The organism is Salinivibrio proteolyticus, from assembly GCF_001996165.1.
GTDB classification, from domain to species: Bacteria; Pseudomonadota; Gammaproteobacteria; order Enterobacterales; family Vibrionaceae; genus Salinivibrio; species Salinivibrio proteolyticus.
Genome location: NZ_MUFP01000031.1, coordinates 1 through 21052, shown reverse-complemented (window position 1 = coordinate 21052; position 21052 = coordinate 1). Strand labels below are relative to the sequence as shown.

At 51.1% G+C, this 21052-nt stretch carries 9 protein-coding genes and 1 pseudogene; 9 read left to right on the top strand and 1 reads right to left on the bottom strand.

The genetic code is table 11. From position 1 onward, the window contains the following. The first annotated feature begins 4 nt into the window (after positions 1-4). From BZJ19_RS16345 to BZJ19_RS16335, 3 genes are all read left to right on the top strand, one after another. Positions 5-1534, top strand: coding sequence for a bifunctional GNAT family N-acetyltransferase/carbon-nitrogen hydrolase family protein (locus BZJ19_RS16345; protein ID WP_077457886.1), 1530 nt, complete (start codon positions 5-7; stop codon positions 1532-1534). 193 nt (positions 1535-1727) lie between these two features. Continuing rightward, a complete protein-coding gene (locus BZJ19_RS16340) occupies positions 1728-3962 on the top strand; it encodes a methyl-accepting chemotaxis protein (RefSeq protein WP_077676395.1) in 2235 nt (744 codons plus the stop codon). 152 nt (positions 3963-4114) lie between these two features. Next, positions 4115-4834 carry a YebC/PmpR family DNA-binding transcriptional regulator gene (locus tag BZJ19_RS16335; protein WP_077676394.1) on the top strand — a complete coding sequence of 240 codons (720 nt, stop codon included), beginning with the start codon at positions 4115-4117 and terminating at the stop codon, positions 4832-4834. A gap of 33 nt (positions 4835-4867) precedes the next feature. Here the strand turns inward: BZJ19_RS16335 and BZJ19_RS16330 are convergent, their stop codons facing one another. Then, entirely contained in the window at positions 4868-5521 is a 654-nt protein-coding gene (locus tag BZJ19_RS16330) for a TetR/AcrR family transcriptional regulator (RefSeq protein ID WP_131826414.1), read from the bottom strand. A 446-nt stretch (positions 5522-5967) separates the two neighbouring features. Between BZJ19_RS16330 and BZJ19_RS16325 the strand changes: the two genes are divergently transcribed. The 6 genes and pseudogenes from BZJ19_RS16325 to BZJ19_RS16305 all read left to right on the top strand — a co-directional run. Then, on the top strand, positions 5968-6732 hold the full coding sequence (locus BZJ19_RS16325) for a substrate-binding periplasmic protein (RefSeq protein ID WP_157891210.1): 765 nt from the start codon (positions 5968-5970) through the stop codon (positions 6730-6732). Positions 6733-6876: 144 nt separating this feature from the next. Further along, a complete protein-coding gene (locus BZJ19_RS16320; protein WP_077676391.1) occupies positions 6877-7380 on the top strand; it encodes a hypothetical protein in 504 nt (167 codons plus the stop codon). A 128-nt stretch (positions 7381-7508) separates the two neighbouring features. Further along, positions 7509-8360 carry a lipase family protein gene (locus BZJ19_RS16315; RefSeq protein WP_077676390.1) on the top strand — a complete coding sequence of 284 codons (852 nt, stop codon included), beginning with the start codon at positions 7509-7511 and terminating at the stop codon, positions 8358-8360. A 226-nt stretch (positions 8361-8586) separates the two neighbouring features. After that, positions 8587-10458 carry a PhoX family protein gene (locus BZJ19_RS16310; RefSeq protein ID WP_077676389.1) on the top strand — a complete coding sequence of 624 codons (1872 nt, stop codon included), beginning with the start codon at positions 8587-8589 and terminating at the stop codon, positions 10456-10458. A 259-nt stretch (positions 10459-10717) separates the two neighbouring features. After that, positions 10718-11641 (top strand): annotated as a pseudogene (locus tag BZJ19_RS17515) (cadherin-like domain-containing protein); the annotation flags it as partial. A gap of 159 nt (positions 11642-11800) precedes the next feature. Beyond that, positions 11801-21052, top strand: a 9252-nt coding sequence (locus BZJ19_RS16305; protein ID WP_478006655.1) for a VCBS domain-containing protein, incomplete at its 3' end; no start/stop codon positions are given.

The following is a 21052-nucleotide window of genomic DNA, read 5'->3' as shown; positions in this document are numbered from 1 at the left end:
TGTAATGGACGAAAATGCCGACACGCTACTGAACTTGCGTGTGATAGAGGTAGGTGATTACCAACCACTTGCAGAACTGATGGATCTCGTTTTTCCCGATGTTGGGGGCGCGTGGCCCAAGAGTACTATTATGCAATTGGTGACCGCGTTTCCGGATGGACAAATCTGTATTGAAGACAATGGCAAGATTGTCGCCGCTGCACTGACACTAAAAGTTGCTTATAACCGCTTTTCTCTTCCTCATACTTACGCGGATATCATCACCGATGATGGGGTAGTATTTCATAATGCCAAAGGGGATGCGCTCTACGGCCTCGATGTTTTTGTCCACCCTGATTATCGTGGTCACCGCTTGGGGCGTCGGCTTTACGAGGCACGTAAAGATCTCTGCCAAGCGCTTAATCTCAAAGCCATTCTTGCCGGTGGGCGGATCCCTGGTTATCACAAGCATAATGATCTGACCGTCACCGAATACATCAATAAAGTACGTCGTAAAGAAATCCACGATCCGATTTTGTCGTTTCAACTATCAAATGATTTTGATGTGAAACGTTTGATGAACCGATATCTTCCAGAGGATGGTAAATCCGCAGGCTACGCCACCCTATTAGAGTGGGACAATTTCTTTTATGAAGAGGATGCCTCATCCGTCCACGATATAGAGAAGACCATTGTTCGTATTGGGGTGGTTCAATGGCAAATGCGTCATGTACTCTCCGTCGATGACCTGCTCAATCAAGCGGAGTTTTTTGTCTCATCGCTATCGAATTATCAATCGGACTTTGCCCTATTCCCTGAGTTTTTCTGTGCGCCTTTGATGGGGCTTGCCCCAGAAAAAGGCTCTGTAGAAGCAATCCGTTTTTTAAGTGAATTCACACAGACAATTAAACAACGCTTCTCTCAACTCGCCGTTACTTACAACATCAATATCATTGCAGGCAGTATGCCTGTATTAGAAGATGAAAAGTTGTACAACGTGTCATACCTGATGCATCGAGACGGCAGCATCGATGAGCAATACAAAATACATATCACGCCGCATGAACAGCGAGACTGGGTGATTGATGGCGGCGAAACCGTCAAAGTCATTGAAACCGATGCCGGGCGTGTGGGGATCCTCATCTGTTATGATGTCGAATTCCCTGAACTGGGACGCATCCTCGCAGAGCAAGAAGTGCAAATCCTCTTTGTTCCCTTCTGGACCGACACCAAAAACGGCTATCTACGCGTTCGTCTCTGCGCTCAAGCGCGCGCGATTGAAAACGAATGCTATGTCGCCATTGGAGGCAGCGTAGGCAACCTCCCTAGAGTGGATAACGTCGACATTCAGTATGCCGAGTCAGCGGTATTCTCACCGTCTGATGTCTATTTCCCCCACGATGCCACACTCGCCGAGGCGAATGCCAATACAGAGATGATGATCTTTGCGGATGTCGATTTAGACAAACTAAAAATGCTGCACGAACGAGGTTCAGTCACCAACCTCAAACATCGTCGACCAAAACTGTATGCCAATCACCTGAGTCAGGAGTAAAGGCATTTTGCCCCGTAAATTGCGGGGCAAATCACTTCTATTTATTGGCCTTGCTCACACTGTGAACAAAAAAAAACACAACAAGCGCCCAATTTTTACGACACGCCTGCCAATCACTAACTACTATTGATTAAAAAGCAACCAATTCGGCTTGCCTATCCAGTCGGCTAATTAATCATTGAGGTGAAAGGCCATGAAGCTCAAACATAGAATGCTCGTCAGCTTGCTTGGCGTGGGCATCGTGCCTGCGTTGGTGATCACATTGCTGTCGCTTAATACGGCATCTTCCTCGCTCGAGACCCAAACGTTTAACCAGTTAGAAGCACTGCGAGAGGTGAAAAAATCTGCGGTCGAGCGTTATTTTAAAACCGCAGAAGGGCAGATCATTACCACTGCGGAAATCCCTTCTATCGCTGATGCCATGGCTTCCATGACCCAAGCCTTTACCAACTTAGCCCGCCCAGAAAACGCCGCGTCATCGTCGTTAGTCCGCTATTATCAGCAGAACCTAACCAGTAAGTTACAAGCGACTGGCAACACTGGCTTACCGAGTGCACAGGAGCTCGTCGCACAGCTTTCTCCACAAACTATTGCTCTGCAAAACGCGTATTTGGTGAATAATCCCAGTCCCGTCGGCGAAAAAGGGAATTACCAAACCAGTCGCCAATTGCCCGCTTACGATCGCGCTCATCAAGCTATCCACCCCTTTTTAAGAGACGTCCAAGCGAAATTTGGCTATTACGATATTTTCTTAATTGAAGCGCAGCAGGGCACAGTGGTTTACTCCGCCTCCAAAGAGGTCGACTTTGGCACCTCGATCCTCACCGGGCCTTTTCAACGCTCAGGGCTTGCTGAGGCATTTAAACAAGGCCGTCAGCTAGCCGATGGCGATGCCGTGATTATCGATTTCTCGCCCTACTCCGCATCCGCCAATGCACCAGCAGGATTTATGGCCTCGCCTGTCTATCGTAATAATCAGTTACTGGGTGTGTTAGCGTACCAATTCCCTATTGATCGATTGAGCGAAATCATGACCGAACGTGATGGATTGGGCCAAACCGGTGAGACCTACCTGGTGGGCAGCGACGGCTTAATGCGCTCCAACTCATTTCTAGACCCAGAACACCGCACCGTGTTCGCTTCGTTTATGAACCCCGCTGAAGGGGCAGTCAATACTCAAGCCGTCCAGCGCGCGATTAACGGCGAAAAAGGCATAGATATCATTAGCGATTATAACGGTAATCCTGTTTTATCCGCCTATGCGCCGGTGACCGCTGGAGGGCTAACCTGGGCGATCATTGCAGAAATGGACGTTAAAGAAGCCTTTGCTGCGTTAAACGCTCTCGAACTTTCTGTCGCGGTCATTTTTGTGATTGCCGTGATGGGTATCGTTGCGACCGCTATTATCTTTGCCCGCAAAATTACCCGTCCGATTGGCGGGGAACCTGAAGAAATGGAAAAAATCGTGCAAACCATTGCCGATGGCGATCTCACCGTCTCCTTTAATCAAGATCCGAAGGCGACTGGGGTTTATCGCTCAATGCGAGAAATGACTAAAAATCTCACCGCAATGGTGTGTGACATTATCGGTGCTACCAGCCAACAAGCCGCAGCGGCAGAACAACTGTCAGCGTCAACCGTTGAAACCTTGACCAACTTTGAAGCGCAAAATGCACGCACAGAACAGGTTGCGGCAGCGATGGAGCAGATGACCGCGACCGCCAATCAAATCTCATCAAGCACCTCTTCCACGGCCGATGCCGCAGAAAAAGCTCGTGAGATGATCCACGATGGTGATAGTCAGGTCTCACTCGCCGTCGACTCTATGCGTGACTTAGTCGCGCGATTACAAAGTGCGCGCACCAAGTCTGACTCTTTAGTCCGCAGTGCAGAAGACATCTCAGGCATTTTACAAACCATTGGACAAATTGCCGATCAAACGAATCTACTCGCGCTTAATGCGGCCATTGAAGCGGCACGCGCGGGTGAGCAAGGACGCGGATTTGCTGTGGTTGCCGACGAAGTGAGAACCCTCGCGCAAAGCACACAAGACGCGACGGGTGAAATTGCACAATTGATTGAAAACTTGCAACGCGATTCCAGCGATACAACGCAAGCAATGGTCGACAGTGCTGATGCTGCGGGCAATGTCTCAGAACGGGCAGAGTCCAGTATTGCATCGCTAAAACAAGCAGTGATGGCCGTCGAAGAGATCGCCGATATGTCACTGCAAATGGCGAGCGCCTCTGAAGAGCAATCCTTAGTCGCGACGGAGATCAATCAAAACCTCGAGGAAATTAACACCATGACCGGTGAAAACCGTCAAGCCATGGACCAGATCACGCAAGCGACGCAAGACTTGAGTGCCCTTTCTCAAGTGCTCAAAGGCCACACCAGTAGATTTCATTGTCAAGGCAAGCTTGCCTAACGTTCACGCTCGGCACCTTATGTGCCGAGTACCTCTCTTCTCCCAAACAATCGCCTGACCTCGCGCAAACTCTCAACATTCGCTAGCACATAGAATGGCTATCTTGATAGAATCAACGCATTTCTGCGTAAGCGTAACAAGAGAGATTCCGAATGGGACGTAGTTTTGAAGTTCGTAAAGCGTCGATGGCCAAAACCCAGGGCGCAAAAATCAAAGTGTATTCAAAGTACGGTAAAGAGATTTACGTGTGCGCCAAAAATGGCGGTAGTGATCCAGATAGCAACCTTTCACTGCGCCGTTTGATTGAAAAAGCGAAAAAAGACCAAGTACCTGGCCATGTGATCGATAAGGCCCTCGATAAAGCCAATGGTGGTGGCGGCGAAAACTATGAAGTGGCGCGCTACGAAGGGTTTGGCCCTGGCAATTGTTCGGTTATCGTCGACTGTCTGACTGATAACAACAATCGTACCTATATGGACGTGCGCCAATGCTTTGTGAAGAATGATGCCAAGATTGGCTCACCGGGCGCCGTGTCACACATGTTTGAGCATCAAGCGGTATTTCAGTTTGCGGGCGACGATGAAGAAGGCGTTCTCGAAGCGCTAGTAATGGCAGATGTCGACGTGACCGATATTGAAGCAGAAGATGGTGTGATCACCGTATTTGCGCCGCATACAGAGTTTTTCAAAGTGAAAAACGCACTCAGCGATCACCTTGGTGATACGCCTCTGGACTTGGAAGAGATTACCTTTGTTCCTCAGACCAATACAGAAGTCAGTGGCGAGGACGTTGAACGTTTTGAAAAATTCCTCGATATGCTAAACGACTGTGATGACGTACAAAACGTTTATCACAATGCTGAGCTCGTTTAGGCCGTTCACTCAAGGCGCCTTTGCAAAGGCGCCTTATTTCTCACCAAGTTGCTTAAGCAGCATTTGAGAGAACAGCGCCCAGTTTTGCCGGAACTTATCTTCCCCCTGCAACAAATAGCTTTGCAAGCCTACCCCTAGAAAAAAGGCATCGACAACACGGATTGCGGTATCAATTTGGTGCTGAGGAATTTTTCCTTGATAGAAGTAATCTATCGCCCGAGTGTACTCTGCGAGTCCATGCTGAGAGAAACGCTGTATTGACTCTCTGAACTGATCGTCAAATAACGCTTGCGCGGTGAAACTGTACATAGCTTTCATCGCATAAGGTTCGCATTTCATGGTGAGATACAAGGTATCACCCGTCACTTCGAGATAACTCTCAAAATCATCAAAATTCGCGGGCTCTGCCACCGCAAGGAACATTGAAATCAGCTCATCTACCGCAGCGTGTTTTACCGCATCTAGATTGTCAAAATGATGATAAAGCGCCCCTTTGCTGATCCCTGCCTTCTTACCTAGTTTTGTTGCAGTTAATGCTGCAAGCCCCTCATTTCCAACAATTTCTAAGGTCGTCGAGAGAATTCTTTGCCGCATCGCCTGAGAAGCAATTTCGTTCTTATTCATCGTGATTTGATCAAAAAATGAAAGACTAGTTGAAAAAATAAAACATACCGAATGTTCATTCAATTTTATTTGCGTGAAATGTGACCAATAACCGAATGTTTTTTCGACAGATCTTGGTGGGCAATTTGGAAGTAATTGAAAGTTATAGCATTAAGGACAGATCAGTCAGTTAGGTGATCAAAAACAGCCTCCGAGCCCGTTTCTAGACGATCATTGTTCGGTGACACATTACGCATAACACTCAGATAAAAGGCGGGTTAGCGAGAGGAATAACACACATTGATCGCCAACAGGGCCAACCTGTAGTTAAATAACAGGATGACAAGAAAGACTTTCAGAATGAGGAAAGGAGCTGTGATCGCATTAAACAACAGCAATGGAATCTACATTGGGTGGCGACACATCGATTGTTAAGGCAATGAAAGATGATGCTGTTCGGATTTAACAATTTGATATACACGCGAATACGATGCCATCCACAGACACTTCTGGAGCCAAGGTCTACAATAGTGATAGTGCAACAAGTCGGTGACGTAAGAATGAAATGGCAATGGTGTTTACTACTGACAATACTCGCTACACTTCCTGTACACGCGAATCCCACCTACGTGATTGGCGTGCAAAACTTCTCGCAGTATTATCCGTACTCTTCCTATGCAAACCGTAATTACTCTGGCTTCAATCGGGAATTGCTCGATATGTTTGCCAAAACCCAAAATTACCGTTTTATCTACAAGCCTCTTCCTTTAAAGCGCTTGTATCATCGTTTTGTCGACGGGGCCGTCGATTTTAAATATCCCGATAGCCCAAAGTGGAGCCCAGAAATCAAGCGTAAGTCGAAAATTTTCTACAGCGAGCCTGTCGTCAACTATATTGATGGCGTTATGGTGATTGATGACAACTATGGGCAGTCTCTTAACCAACTTAAATACCTAGGTGTTGTGGCAGGGTTTACGCCTTATCCCTACCAATCTCGGATTAGCGCCGGTCAAATTCAGGTCGATGAAAGTTACAAATACGACTCACTGTTGATGAAAGTAGTGAGCGGTCGCGTTGATGGCGGGTACGCAAACGTTGCCGTTGCACAATTTTACCTCGAGCAGATGGGGTTTCAAAAAGGCTCGGTACGATTTGACGATACTCTGCCACACAGCAAGGGCACTCGTCATCTTTCAACCATCAAGTATCCCGAGGTGATTGCCGAATTTAATCGGTTTTTGGTTGAGAACAAAGAGGATGTCGATGCATTAAAAGCCAGCTACGGGCTCGAGTAACGAGTTTATCGCCATCTATCTGTATTCCCACTTCATTTCACGCTCGGGTGTTGTATACTCGTAGTCCTTCAAGATGCTGGCTTTTACAGCGACCAGCTTTCTGACTGTGCCCAACAACATGGATAGATATCGCGAAGGAGCCCCTTGAGTAACCAACTGATTAGTCTGGACCTGTTTTACGCGATTGAGCATTTGATGCCAGGGAAACGTACTGTCGCCCTATTCCGTAAGTCCGTCAAACACCTTCCAGTGACAACTTTGCCCTTAACCCATTATGATTCTGCGGCAGGCTTGCAATTGGCATTGTTTCGGCACTGCCGTAACTATGTCGCGTTTACACAAGGCCATCCTATCTCTCCGGATTTTGATTTTTCGGGTAGTGCGGAGCAGATCTTGGCAGCAGAATCAGTCATGAAAGCCTTTATTCGAGGCGCTTACTGGTGGGTGGAGTATCACATGGCTCAATACCGTGACGACTGGAGCCACGAGCAAACCCAGCGTTGGCTGAAAGACCTGCGTTTACTCGTTCAAGTGGTTATCGGTATTGGTAATTGCACCAACGCAGAGTGGATCCTCACGCATAGAGGCCCCATTCAGGCTCTGACCTACGACACCCATTTAGAGCCGTTTCTCGCGAGCTACGACTAGTTAAACTTGGCGCCTTGCGTCAGTGTGTTCACGCTGACGCACTCACACCCCATTCGTTACGATAGTTTCGTTTTTTCGTCACCTTAGTTGCGTAACCTTGTTCTAAACAGGCAATTAATTGGGCGACTGTGAAACGATTAAAGCGATATCAATACGAGCGTTATGCCATTTTATGCCGCGCGTCCTACCCTAGCTATTTTGATCATACCCATTATGGATTTAGCCCAAATGGACGACGGGATATCTATGATCGATGGGGACGGTGCATTATTCGCGTGCTCTGGCGCGATGATGACGACGTGGTGGTGGTATTTCGCGGCTCACAAACCGCGTGGGACTGGCTGGTTAATTGCGCGTGTGGACCTAAGCAAATACGAATGGGCAATGTTAGGTGCTTTGTGCACTGGGGGTTTCATTATCTCCTCACTCAAAAAAGCTTACCGTGGCAACAGCACAAGCGCCGCTATCAATCCATGACCACAAGCCAGTTTGCCGATGTGGCGCAAGCTGCCGACACCTGTTCACTGGCCGGAAACACAGTGCTAGATAAGCTAGAGGCAGCACTCGCGCCGCTGCTCCTAGCCAACAAAAAGGTCTCCTTTATTGGCCACTCATCGGGAGGCGCAATGGCCGTCATTGCCGCCGCAATGCTTTATCCCTCCATGGGACAGGCAATCAAGCGCATCGTCACTTTTGGCCAACCGGCTGCCGGTATGTGGCGTTTTAAGCGATATTATCCTTTTCACACCAAAACCTACCGTATTTGTTGTGATGTCGACATCATTACATTTTTGCCCGGTATTCCCATGCTGTATTGGCATGTCGGGCGCCTGCTTTGGCTACATGAGAACAAGATCTACACCGACACACCTTCCGTCATTCGTGTACTACGCGTCTTGTTCAGCTGGCTAACCCGTCCGATTGCTTATCACTACATGGACAAATATATCCGACGCAAAGACTATTTTGATCAACACTGATCGTTTCGTGACAGTCATAACGTGACGCCGTCACTAAACACCGTTTATCCAAACCAATCTGTGATCGGGTTAACGGCCCACTTTCGTGTCCCAAGACTGTCACCCAACAGTCACTGCGGTTTCATATTGACTCGCCAGACTCTCGACCAACTTTGCGCCCGGTGGCGCAGAGCCTCGCTATCACTAAACCCATAAATACGATAACGAACAGAAAGGAAGTCATGTCGTGAGCAAGCATATTGATCAGCGTCCACTGGATGCAGAACCCGAATTCAACCGTTTTATTGACGCCGCCGTGAGCCGTCGCCGCTTTTTACAAGGCGCAGGCGCGGCAAGTACCGTGGCTTTTTTCGCCGCTAATCCAGTTGCAAAGGCTGTGGCTGGCAGCTTGAGTAAAAGTGAGTTACTCGGTTTTAAAGCAATCCCAACCTCGACGGCTGACACCGTCACTGTGCCCGAAGGATACAAAGCGGAGGTGCTGGTGTCATGGGGCGATCCTATCTTTGCCAATGGCCCCGCCTTTTCGCAGCAAAACGATGCCAGCGCCCAGGCACAACAGTTTGGTGACAATAATGATGGCATGACATTTTTCCCGCTCGCCAATGATCGCGCTCTGCTCGCGGTCAATAATGAATACATCAACGATGAGTTTCTATTTACGCACGGCGGTAAAAACATCTCAGCCGATGATGCGCGCAAATCGCAAGCGGCGCATGGCGTCTCTTTGGTTGAACTCAAGAAAGTCGATGGTCGCTGGACAATCAACCCGCAAGGTCGCTTAAACCGTCGTATTACCGCTTATACAGAAATGGCAATGACAGGCCCAGCCGCCGGCCATTCACTGCTCAAAACCGCGGCTGATCCGTCGGGTAAAAAGATCCTCGGCACCTTTAATAATTGTGCCAACGGCGAAACGCCTTGGGGCACCTATCTGACCTGTGAAGAAAACTTTAATGGCTATTTCGCCAGCGAAAAAAACGTGACCTTAGGCAAAACCTATCAACGCTACGGCATCAGCGATACCGATTGGGGATACGACTGGTATAAACACGACGAGCGCTTTGATGTCGCCAAACACCCCAATGAGCCCCATCGTTTTGGCTGGGTGGTCGAAATTGATCCTATGGACCCCAATTCGACCCCGAAAAAGCGCAGTGCGCTGGGCCGCTTTAAGCACGAGAATGCCGCGCTAACAGTGAATGATGATGGTCATATTGTCGTGTATATGGGCGACGATGAACGTGGCGAGCACCTGTACAAATTTGTCTCTGAGGGAAAATACGATCCGAGTAAAGGTAGCGCCAATCGCGATTTGCTCGAAAATGGCACCTTGTATGTCGCGAAATTTACTGGCAGCGACGATAAGCTAAAAGGCCACGGGGAGTGGTTAGAGCTCACTTTTGGTAAAAATGGCCTAACCCCTGAAAACGGTTTTCCTGACCAAGCCAGCGTGCTCATTTTTGCCCGCGAAGCCGCGACACAAGTCGGTGCCACTACCATGGATCGCCCAGAGTGGGTCGCCGTGCACGCCGACAACAAGCATGTTTTTTGTACCCTCACCAATAACAAGTACCGTGGTGTGAAAGACAACCAACCATTAAATGCCGCCAACCCACGCACCAAAAACCCGTATGGCCATATTATTCGCTGGGCGCCGACCCAAGGCGATCATACTCAGACGACCTTTGAGTGGGACATCTTCGTGATGGCTGGCCACCCTGAGAAGCAATCTGGGTTAATGGCGGGTACCGATAACATCAACAAAGACAACATGTTTAACAGCCCAGATGGTATCGGCTTTGATCGTGCTGGTCGTCTTTGGATTCAAACCGACGGTGATTACTCCAACGAGGGAGACTTCGCTGGCATGGGCAATAACCAAATGCTGTGTGCCGACACGCAAACAGGGGAAATTCGTCGCTTCCTTACCGGGCCAACATCGTGTGAGATCACAGGACTAACCTTTACCCCTGACTCACGCACTATGTTTGTTGGCGTGCAACATCCAGGCGCTCACTTTCCTGCTGGTGGTGATGCCATTCCCCGCTCTTCAGTGATCATGATCACCAAAGACGACGGTGGCGTGATCGGGACCTAACAGCGCTCCGCCACGACACATTCACGTTCGCGCGCTACTTAACCAACGCCATTCAGCCCTTGTCATGACAAGGGCTTTTTACCATGCGCGACTATGGCAAGCGCGCAAATGTTGCACTTATCTGCAAACTATCAACTATATTTACAAAGGGTATATGTATCGATAATGCGCCAAACTGCACCTAACAGGTTGACAAAAGAATGTAACTCATTCAAAAACAACGCGTTGGCACAATGCAGTTACCGAAGGAGCCGACAGCATGGCGACAGAGACACAAGTCACCGAGACGCAAGGAACGGTTGCTGCCGTTCAGCCTGATGGCCAAGTACGTCAGATAGAGGCCAATCAAACGGTTTCGACGGGAGAGCTCGTCACCGCGGTAGGCAACGAGCCTGCCTCTGTACGCCTTGAGAATGGTGTCGATGCAAACCTTGCATTGTCTGCCTTGCTTGTCGGCGAAGGTGAAGACGATACACTGGTACAAGATTTACCTGAGGATGTGCTTGAAATCATTGAAGCCATCCAACGCGGTGAAGATCCCAATGCCATTGAAGATGCCGCCACCGCAGCCGGTGCGGCGGCTTCAGGTTCTGCAATCACGGCCATGGCAATCATTGAAGCGAACGGCCGTATTGGCGAGATCATTGCAGGCTTACAGACCGAAGGTATCACTGACCCAGAAAGTGGCATTACCGACGAACAGCTTTTTGCTTTAACGGCGTTAAGATTGGCAAGCGCAGACGCGGTATTCCCCGCCGCAGAGACCAATGAAGCGCCGAGCGCCGAGTCGTTGACCTTCAGCACAGATGAAGACCAACCATTAGTGCTGACGCCCAATCAAATACTGCAGCAAATCAACGATCCAGATGGGGACACTCTCACTATTGTTTCCATCACCAGTGGTAATCCAGATGTCGAAATCGACGAAGACGCGTCTGGCAATATCGTTATCACACCACCGCCCAATTTCAATGGCGATCTTGATCTCACCGTCATTGTTTCCGATGGCCAAGCAGAAACCCCGTCCGATATCACGGTCACCGTGAATCCCGTCAACGATGCTCCGACGCTGCAATTCTCTGCCATATCGGTCACTGAGGATGCGGTCGCGGCCGGCGATACCGTCGGCACTGTTACGGCGACGGATATAGAAGGCGATGTCCTCACTCTATCGTTGACTGATGGCGGACAAAACTATGTCGAGTTGCAGGGTAATAATGTTGTTCTCACTCAGGCAGGCGTAGATGCAATCAATAACGATGCACTAGATATCGCCTCGCTGACATTTACAATCACCGCCTCAGACGGCGAAACGAGCACCTCTGAAACCTTCACCTCAGCTGTGGAACGTATTGACGATCCCGCATCCATCACAGGTGATACCTCAGGCACGCTCTCGGAGGGTGAAATCGATGGCTCTGATGGAAGTTTGATAACCAGAGACTCGGTTTCCGGTACCTTGTCGATCACGGACCCGGACGATAGCCCAACGTGGATCGATAGCACGCAATCCGGCCTGTATGGTGAGCTCGTCTTCACTAATGGCAACTGGACCTACACCGCAGATAGCGATGCTGTGCAATCTCTTAGCGAGGGCGATGCGGTTTCGGATAACTTCACTGTGACTGCATCAGACGGCAGCAGCCAAGTGATCGCGATAACTATCACAGGTACAAATGATGATCCTCTGATTAGCGGCCAAACCCTTGGTGATGTGGTCGAAGACAGCATTTTAGAAGCAACAGGATCTCTCAGTATTTCGGATGCAGATGGTAACAATGCGCCGAGCTTTTCCGATGGCAATGTGTCCGGTCAGTACGGTGAGTTATCACTGATGAATGGTACTTGGACTTATACGCTGGATAACAACAGTAGCGTTATCCAAGGCTTAGATGCCGGCGATCAGGTCACCGACACCATTACCCTGACAGCCTCTGATGGCACAGAGCAAGATATTGTTATCACCATTACGGGGACCGACGATGCACCAGAAGTGAGTGGTGAGTTTGTTGGTTCTGTCACCGAAGGCAACGTGGGCGATGCGGCCACTGCAACCGGCACCATTGCGATCAGTGATGTCGACGGTGACGATACGCCGACTTTTGCCGATGTCACACAGGCAGGCACCTATGGTTCGCTGGAGCTGGTGAACGGTAATTGGACTTACACCCTTGATCAGTCTGCGGTGCAGAGCTTAGATGCCGGCGATCAGGTGACCGACACCATCACCCTGACTGCCTCTGATGGCACCCAGCAAGATATTGTTATCACCATTACGGGGACCGACGATGCACCAGAAGTGAGTGGTGAGTTTGTTGGCTCAGTGACCGAAGGCAACGAAGGTGATGCACCTGTCACTGCCACCGGCACCCTTGCGATCAGTGATGTGGATGACGGCGATAGTCCAACCTTTGCCGATACCACAGAGACCGGCACCTATGGCTCACTAGAGCTGGTGAACGGCAACTGGACTTACACCCTTGATCAATCTGCGGTGCAGAGTTTAGATGCCGGCGATCAGATCACCGATACCATTACCCTGACAGCCTCTGATGGCACCGAGCAAGATATTGTTATCACCATTACGGGGGCCGACGATGCGCCTGAAGTCACCGGTGAGTTTGTTGGCTCAGTCACCGAAGGCAACGAAGGTGATGCACCTGTCACTGCGACGGGTACGATTACAATCACTGATATCGACGGCGACGATACGCCCACCTTTGCCAATACCACTGAAGCAGGAACCTATGGTTCGCTCCAGCTAGTTAACGGTAATTGGACGTACACCCTTAATCAAGCCAGCGTGCAGGATTTAGATACTGGCGATCAGGTGACGGATACCATCACCCTCACCGCAAGCGATAACACACAACAAGATATTGTTATCACGATTACGGGGACGAATGATGCCCCTGAACTAAGCGGTAGCTTTGTTGGCTCGGTCACCGAAGGCAACGAAGGTGATGCACCTGTCACTGCTACGGGCACCATTGCGATCAGTGATGTTGATAGCGATGACAATCCGACTTTTGCCGATACCACTGAAGCGGGCACTTATGGGTCGCTCGAACTGGTGAACGGCAACTGGACTTACACGCTAAATCAGGGCTCAGTACAGAATTTAGATGACGGCGTTCAGATCAGCGACACCATCACGCTGACTGCATCCGATGGTACAGAGCAAGATATTGTCATCACGATTACAGGGACGGACGACGCCCCTGAGGTCACCGGCAACTTTACCGGCTCAGTCACCGAAGGCAACGAAGGTGATGCGCCTGTCACTGCCACCGGCACCCTTGCGATCAGTGATATTGATGACGACGATAACCCCACCTTTGCCGATACCACTGAGGCGGGTACCTATGGCTCGCTAGAACTGGTCAACGGCAATTGGACATATACGCTCAATCAATCTGCCGTACAGAACTTGGATGCTGGCGATCAGGTGACGGATACCATCACCCTCACTGCAAGCGATAACACGCAACAAGATATTGTCATCACCATTATGGGGACCGACGATGCGCCTGAAGTGAGTGGTGAGTTTGTTGGCTCAGTCACCGAAGGCAACGTGGGCGATGCACCTGTCACTGCCACGGGCACCCTAGCGATCAGTGATGTGGATGGCGACGATACGCCCACCTTCGCCAATACCACAGAAACGGGTAGTTATGGTTCACTCGAGCTGGTCGATGGCAGCTGGACGTATATGCTTGATCAATCTGCGGTGCAGAATTTAGATGCCGGCGATCAGGTCACCGATACCATCACGCTTACTGCATCTGATGGTACACAGCAAGATATTGTTATCACCATTACCGGTACTGGTGATGCGCCGGAAGTCACCGGTGAATTTGTTGGTTCAGTCACCGAAGGTGACGTAGGTGATGCGGCCGTGACTGCCACCGGCACCCTTGCGATCAGTGATATTGATGACGRCGATAACCCCACCTTTGCCGATACCACTGAGGCGGGTACCTATGGCTCGCTAGAACTGGTCAACGGCAATTGGACATATACGCTCAATCAATCTGCCGTACAGAACTTGGATGCTGGCGATCAGGTGACGGATACCATCATCCTCACTGCAAGCGATAACACGCAACAAGATATTGTCATCACCATTATGGGGACCGACGATGCGCCAGAAGTAAGCGGTAGCTTTGTTGGCTCAGTGACCGAAGGTGACGTGGGCGATACCGCAGTAACTGCCACCGGAACCATTGCGATCAATGATGTCGATGACGACGATACACCGATCTTTTCCGATGTCACACAGGCAGGCACCTATGGCTCGCTAGAACTGGTGAACGGCAGTTGGACCTACACGCTAAATCAGAGCTCAGTACAGAATTTAGATGCCGGCGATCAGGTCACCGATACTATCACCCTCACTGCCTCTGATGGCACTGAACAAGCCATCGTGATCACTATTACTGGTAGCGAAGATGCGCCTGAAGTCACCGGTGAGTTTGTTGGCTCAGTCACCGAAGGCGACGTAGGCGATGCACCTGTCACCGCCACTGGCACCCTTGCGATCAGTGATGTCGATGGCGACGATAATCCAACCTTTGCCGATACCACAGAGAGCGGCACTTACGGTTCGCTAGAACTGGTCGGTGAGAACTGGACCTATACACTAAATCAGGGCTCGGTTCAGGGTTTAGACGCCGGCGATCAGGTGACCGATACCATCACCCTCACCGCAAGCGATAACACACAACAAGATATCGTCATCACCATTACAGGCACCGACGACTTACCTGAAGTCACCGGTAACTTTACCGGCTCGGTCACCGAAGGCAACGAAGGTGATGCGGTCACTGCCACGGGCACCATCGCGATCAGTGATGTCGATAGTGACGACGCGCCGACGTTTGCTGACATCACACAGGCAGGCACTTACGGCTCGTTGGAGCTAGTAGATGGTGCTTGGACCTACACCCTCGATCAGTCTGCCGTGCAGGATTTAGATGCCGGCGATCAGGTGACCGACACCATCACCCTCACTGCAAGCGATAACACGCAACAAGATATTGTCATCACCATTACGGGGACCGACGATGCGCCAGAAGTGAGTGGTGAGTTTGTTGGTTCAGTCACCGAAGGCAATGAAGGCGATGCGCCTGTTACTGCGACGGGTACGATTGCAATCAGTGATATCGATGGTGACGATGCACCCACTTTCGCCAATACCACTGAAGAGGGCACCTATGGCTCGCTCGAGCTGGTCAATGGCAGTTGGACCTACACCCTTGATCAGTCTGCGGTGCAGAATTTAGATGCCGGTGATCAAGTCACCGACACCATTACCCTGACTGCCTCTGATGGCACAGAGCAAGATATTGTCATCACTATTACAGGGACGGATGATGCCCCTGAAGTCACCGGTAACTTTACTGGTTCAGTCACCGAAGGCAACGTGGGCGATGCCGCGGTCACTGCAAGTGGCACCATTGCCATTAGTGACATTGATGGTGACGATGCGCCAACCTTTGCCGACGTCACACAGGCAGGCACTTACGGCTCGTTGGAGCTAGTAGATGGTGCTTGGACGTACACCCTCGATCAATCTGCCGTGCAGAACTTGGATGCCGGTGATGAGGTGACGGACACCATCACCCTGACAGCCTCTGATGGCACCGAGCAAAATATTGTTATCACTATTACCGGCACCGATGACCTACCTGAGGTCACTGGTAGCTTTACCGGCTCGGTGACCGAAGGTGACGCGGGCGATGCGCCTGTCACTGCGACGGGCACCCTTGCGATCAGTGATGGNGATGGTGCTTGGACGTACACCCTCGATCAATCTGCCGTGCAGAACTTGGATGCCGGTGATGAGGTGACGGACACCATCACCCTGACAGCCTCTGATGGCACCGAGCAAAATATTGTTATCACTATTACCGGCACCGATGACCTACCTGAGGTCACTGGTAGCTTTACCGGCTCGGTGACCGAAGGTGACGCGGGCGATGCGCCTGTCACTGCGACGGGCACCCTTGCGATCAGTGATGTCGATAGTGACGACGCGCCCACCTTTGCCAATACCACTGAAGCAGGAACCTATGGTTCGCTCCAGCTAGTTAACGGTAATTGGACGTACACCCTTAATCAGTCTGCGGTGCAAGATTTAGATGCCGGTGATCAAGTCACCGACACCATTACCCTGACTGCCTCTGATGGTACCGAACAAGATATCGTAATCACTATTACCGGCACCGACGATGCGCCAGAAGTGAGTGGTGAGTTTGTTGGCTCAGTCACCGAAGGTAATGAAGGTGATGCACCTGTCACTGCCACCGGCACCCTTGCGATCAGTGATGTCGATAACGACGACGCGCCAACCTTTGCCGATACCACAGAGACCGGCACCTATGGTTCGCTAGAACTGGTCGGTGAGAACTGGACCTACACCCTCGATCAGTCTGCGGTGCAAGATTTAGATGCCGGTGATCAGATCAGCGACACCATCACGCTGACTGCCTCTGATGGCACTGAGCAAGATATTGTTATCACGATTACAGGGACGGACGACGCCCCTGAGGTCACCGGCAACTTTACCGGCTCAGTGACCGAAGGCAACGAAGGTGATGCGCCTGTCACTGCCACCGGCACGATCGCCCTTAATGATGTGGATGGCGATGACAATCCGACCTTTGCGAATACTACAGAAGCGGGGACTTATGGCTCTCTGGAACTAGTAGATGGTGCTTGGACGTACACCCTCGATCAATCTGCCGTGCAGAATTTAGATGCCGGTGATCAGGTGACGGATACCATTACCCTGACAGCCTCTGATGGTACTGAACAAGCCATCGTGATCACTATTACGGGAACGGATGATGCCCCTGAAGCGAGTGGCCAATTCGTTGGCTCAGTGACCGAGGGCAACGAAGATGATGCACCTGTCACTGCCACGGGTACTATTGCGATCAGTGATGTGGATAGCGATGACAATCCGACCTTTGCCGATGTCACACAGGCAGGCACCTATGGTTCGCTGGAGCTGGTGAACGGTAATTGGACTTACACCCTTGATCAGTCTGCGGTGCAGAGCTTAGATGCCGGCGATCAGGTCACCGATACCATCACCCTGACAGCGTCTGATGGCACAGAGCAAGCCATTGTGATCACCATTACAGGGACGGACGACGCCCCTGAAGTCACCGGTAACTTCACCGGCTCGGTCACCGAAGGCAACGAAGGTGATGCACCTGTCACTGCGACCGGAACCATTGCGATCAATGATGTCGATGACGACGATACACCGACCTTTGCCAATACCACTGAGACTGGTGCTTATGGGTCGCTCGAACTGGTGAACGGCAACTGGACTTACACCCTTGATCAATCTGCAGTGCAGAACCTAGATGCCGGAGACCAAGTCACCGATACCATTACCCTCACCGCCTCTGATGGCACCCAGCAAGATATTGTTATCACCATTACGGGGACCGACGATGCGCCTGAGGTCACTGGTAGCTTTACCGGCTCGGTCACCGAAGGCAACGTGGGCGATGCAGCGGTCACTGCCACCGGCACCATTGCGATCAGTGATGTCGATAGCGACGATAATCCAACCTTTGCGAATGCCACAGAGAGCGGTACTTATGGCTCGCTGGAACTGATCAATGGCAACTGGACGTATACGCTCGATCAGTCTGCGGTGCAGGATTTAGATGCCGGCGATCAGGTCACCGATACCATCACTCTGACTGCCTCTGATGGCACACAGCAAGATATTGTTATCACTATTACCGGGACGGATGATGCGCCTGAAGTCACCGGTGAGTTTGTGGGTTCCGTCACCGAGGGCAACGTGGGCGATGCGCCTGTCACTGCCACCGGCACCCTTGCGATCAGTGATGTGGATGACGGCGATAATCCAACCTTTGCCGATGTCACACAGGCAGGCACCTATGGCTCNTCGATGAGTGAGGTGGATAACGACGATAATCCAACCTTTGCGAATGCCACAGAGAGCGGTACTTATGGCTCGCTGGAACTGATCAATGGCAACTGGACGTATACGCTCGATCAGTCTGCGGTGCAGGATTTAGATGCCGGCGATCAGGTCACCGATACCATCACTCTGACTGCCTCTGATGGCACACAGCAAGATATTGTTATCACTATTACCGGGACGGATGATGCGCCTGAAGTCACCGGTGAGTTTGTGGGTTCCGTCACCGAGGGCAACGTGGGCGATGCGCCTGTCACTGCCACCGGCACCCTTGCGATCAGTGATGTGGATGACGGCGATAATCCAACCTTTGCCGATGTCACACAGGCAGGTACCTATGGCTCGCTAGAACTGGTCAACGGCAATTGGACTTACACGCTAAATCAGGGCTCAGTACAGAATTTAGATGACGGCGATCAGGTGACGGATACCATTACCCTCACGGCAATCGATGGTACTGAACAAGCCATCGTGATCACTATTACCGGTACCGATGACGACCCTGAGGTCACCGGTAACTTTACCGGCTCGGTCACCGAAGGCAACGAAGGCGATGCGGTCACTGCAACCGGTACCATTGCGATCAGTGATGTCGATGGCGATGACAATCCGACCTTTGCGAATACTACAGAAGCGGGGACTTATGGCTCGCTGGAACTAGTAGATGGTGCTTGGACGTACACCCTCGATCAATCTGCCGTGCAGAACTTGGATGCCGGTGATGAGGTGACGGACACCATCACACTCACCGCAAGCGATAACACACAACAAGATATTGTCATCACCATCACGGGGACCGACGATGCGCCTGAAGTAACCGGTAACTTTACCGGCTCGGTCACCGAAGGTGACGAAGGCGATGCGCCTGTCACTGTCACCGGCACCCTTGCGATCAGTGATGTGGATGACGGCGATAATCCAACCTTTGCCGATGTCACACAGGCAGGTACCTATGGCTCGCTAGAACTGGTCAACGGCAATTGGACTTACACGCTAAATCAGGGCTCAGTACAGAATTTAGATGACGGCGATCAGATCAGCGACACCATCACCCTGACTGCCTCTGATGGTACTGAGCAAGATATTGTTATCACTATTACGGGGACGAACGATGCCCCTGAAGTAAGCGGTAGCTTTGTTGGTTCCGTCACAGAAGGCAATGAAGGCGATGCGCCTGTCACTGCCACCGGCACCATCGCGATCAGTGATGTCGATAGTGACGATAACCCAACCTTTGCGGACACCACAGAAACCGGCACTTACGGTTCGCTCCAGCTAGTTAACGGTAATTGGACATATACGCTCGACCAGTCTGCCGTGCAGAGTTTAAATGCCGGTGATCAAGTGACGGATACCATCACCCTCACCGCAAGCGATAACACACAACAAGATATCGTCATCACCATTACCGGCACCGACGACTTACCTGAAGTCACCGGTAGCTTTACCGGCTCGGTCACCGAAGGTGACGAAGGCGATGCGCCTGTCACTGCGACGGGTACGATTGCAATCACTGATGTCGACGATGGCGATACACCGATCTTTTCCGATGTCACACAGGCAGGCACCTATGGCTCACTCGACCTAGTGAACGGCAATTGGACTTACACGCTAAATCAGGGCTCAGTACAGAATTTAGATGCCGGCGATCAGATCAGCGACACCATCACCCTGACTGCCTCTGATGGTACCGAGCAAGATATTGTTATCACTATTACTGGTAGCGAAGATGCGCCTGAAGTAACCGGTGAGTTTGTTGGCTCAGTGACCGAAGGCAACGAAGGTGATGCACCCGTCACTGCCACCGGCACCATTGCGATCAATGATGTCGATGACGACGATACACCGATCTTTTCCGATGTCACACAGGCAGGCACCTATGGCTCGCTAGAACTGGTGAACGGCAGTTGGACCTACACGCTAAATCAGAGCTCAGTACAGAATTTAGATGCCGGTGATCAGATCAGCGACACCATCACGCTTACTGCATCCGATGGTACCGAACAAGATATCGTTATCACTATTACCGGCACCGACGACTTACCTGAAGTCTCTGGTGAGTTTGTGGGTTCAGTCACCGAAGGCGACGTAGGCGATGCACCTGTCACTGCCACGGGTACCCTTGCGATCAGTGATGTTGATGACGACGATAACCCAACCTTTTCGGACACCACAGAAACCAGCACTTACGGTTCGCTCGAGCTGGTCAATGGCAGTTGGACCTACACCCTTGATCAGTCTGCGGTGCTAGATTTAGATGCCGGCGATCAAGTCACTGATACCATTACCCTCACTGCCTCTGATGGCACCGAACAAGATATTGTCATCACCATTACCGGTACCGATGATGCCCCTGAAGTCACCGGTAACTTTACTGGTTCAGTCACCGAAGGTGACGTCGGCGATACCGCAGTAACTGCCACCGGCACCATTGCCATTAGTGACATTGATGGTGACGATGCGCCAACCTTTGCCGACGTCACACAGGCAGGCACTTACGGCTCGTTGGAGCTAGTAGATGGTGCTTGGACGTACACCCTCGATCAATCTGCCGTGCAGAACTTGGATGCCGGTGATGAGGTGACGGACACCATCACCCTGACAGCCTCTGATGGCACCGAG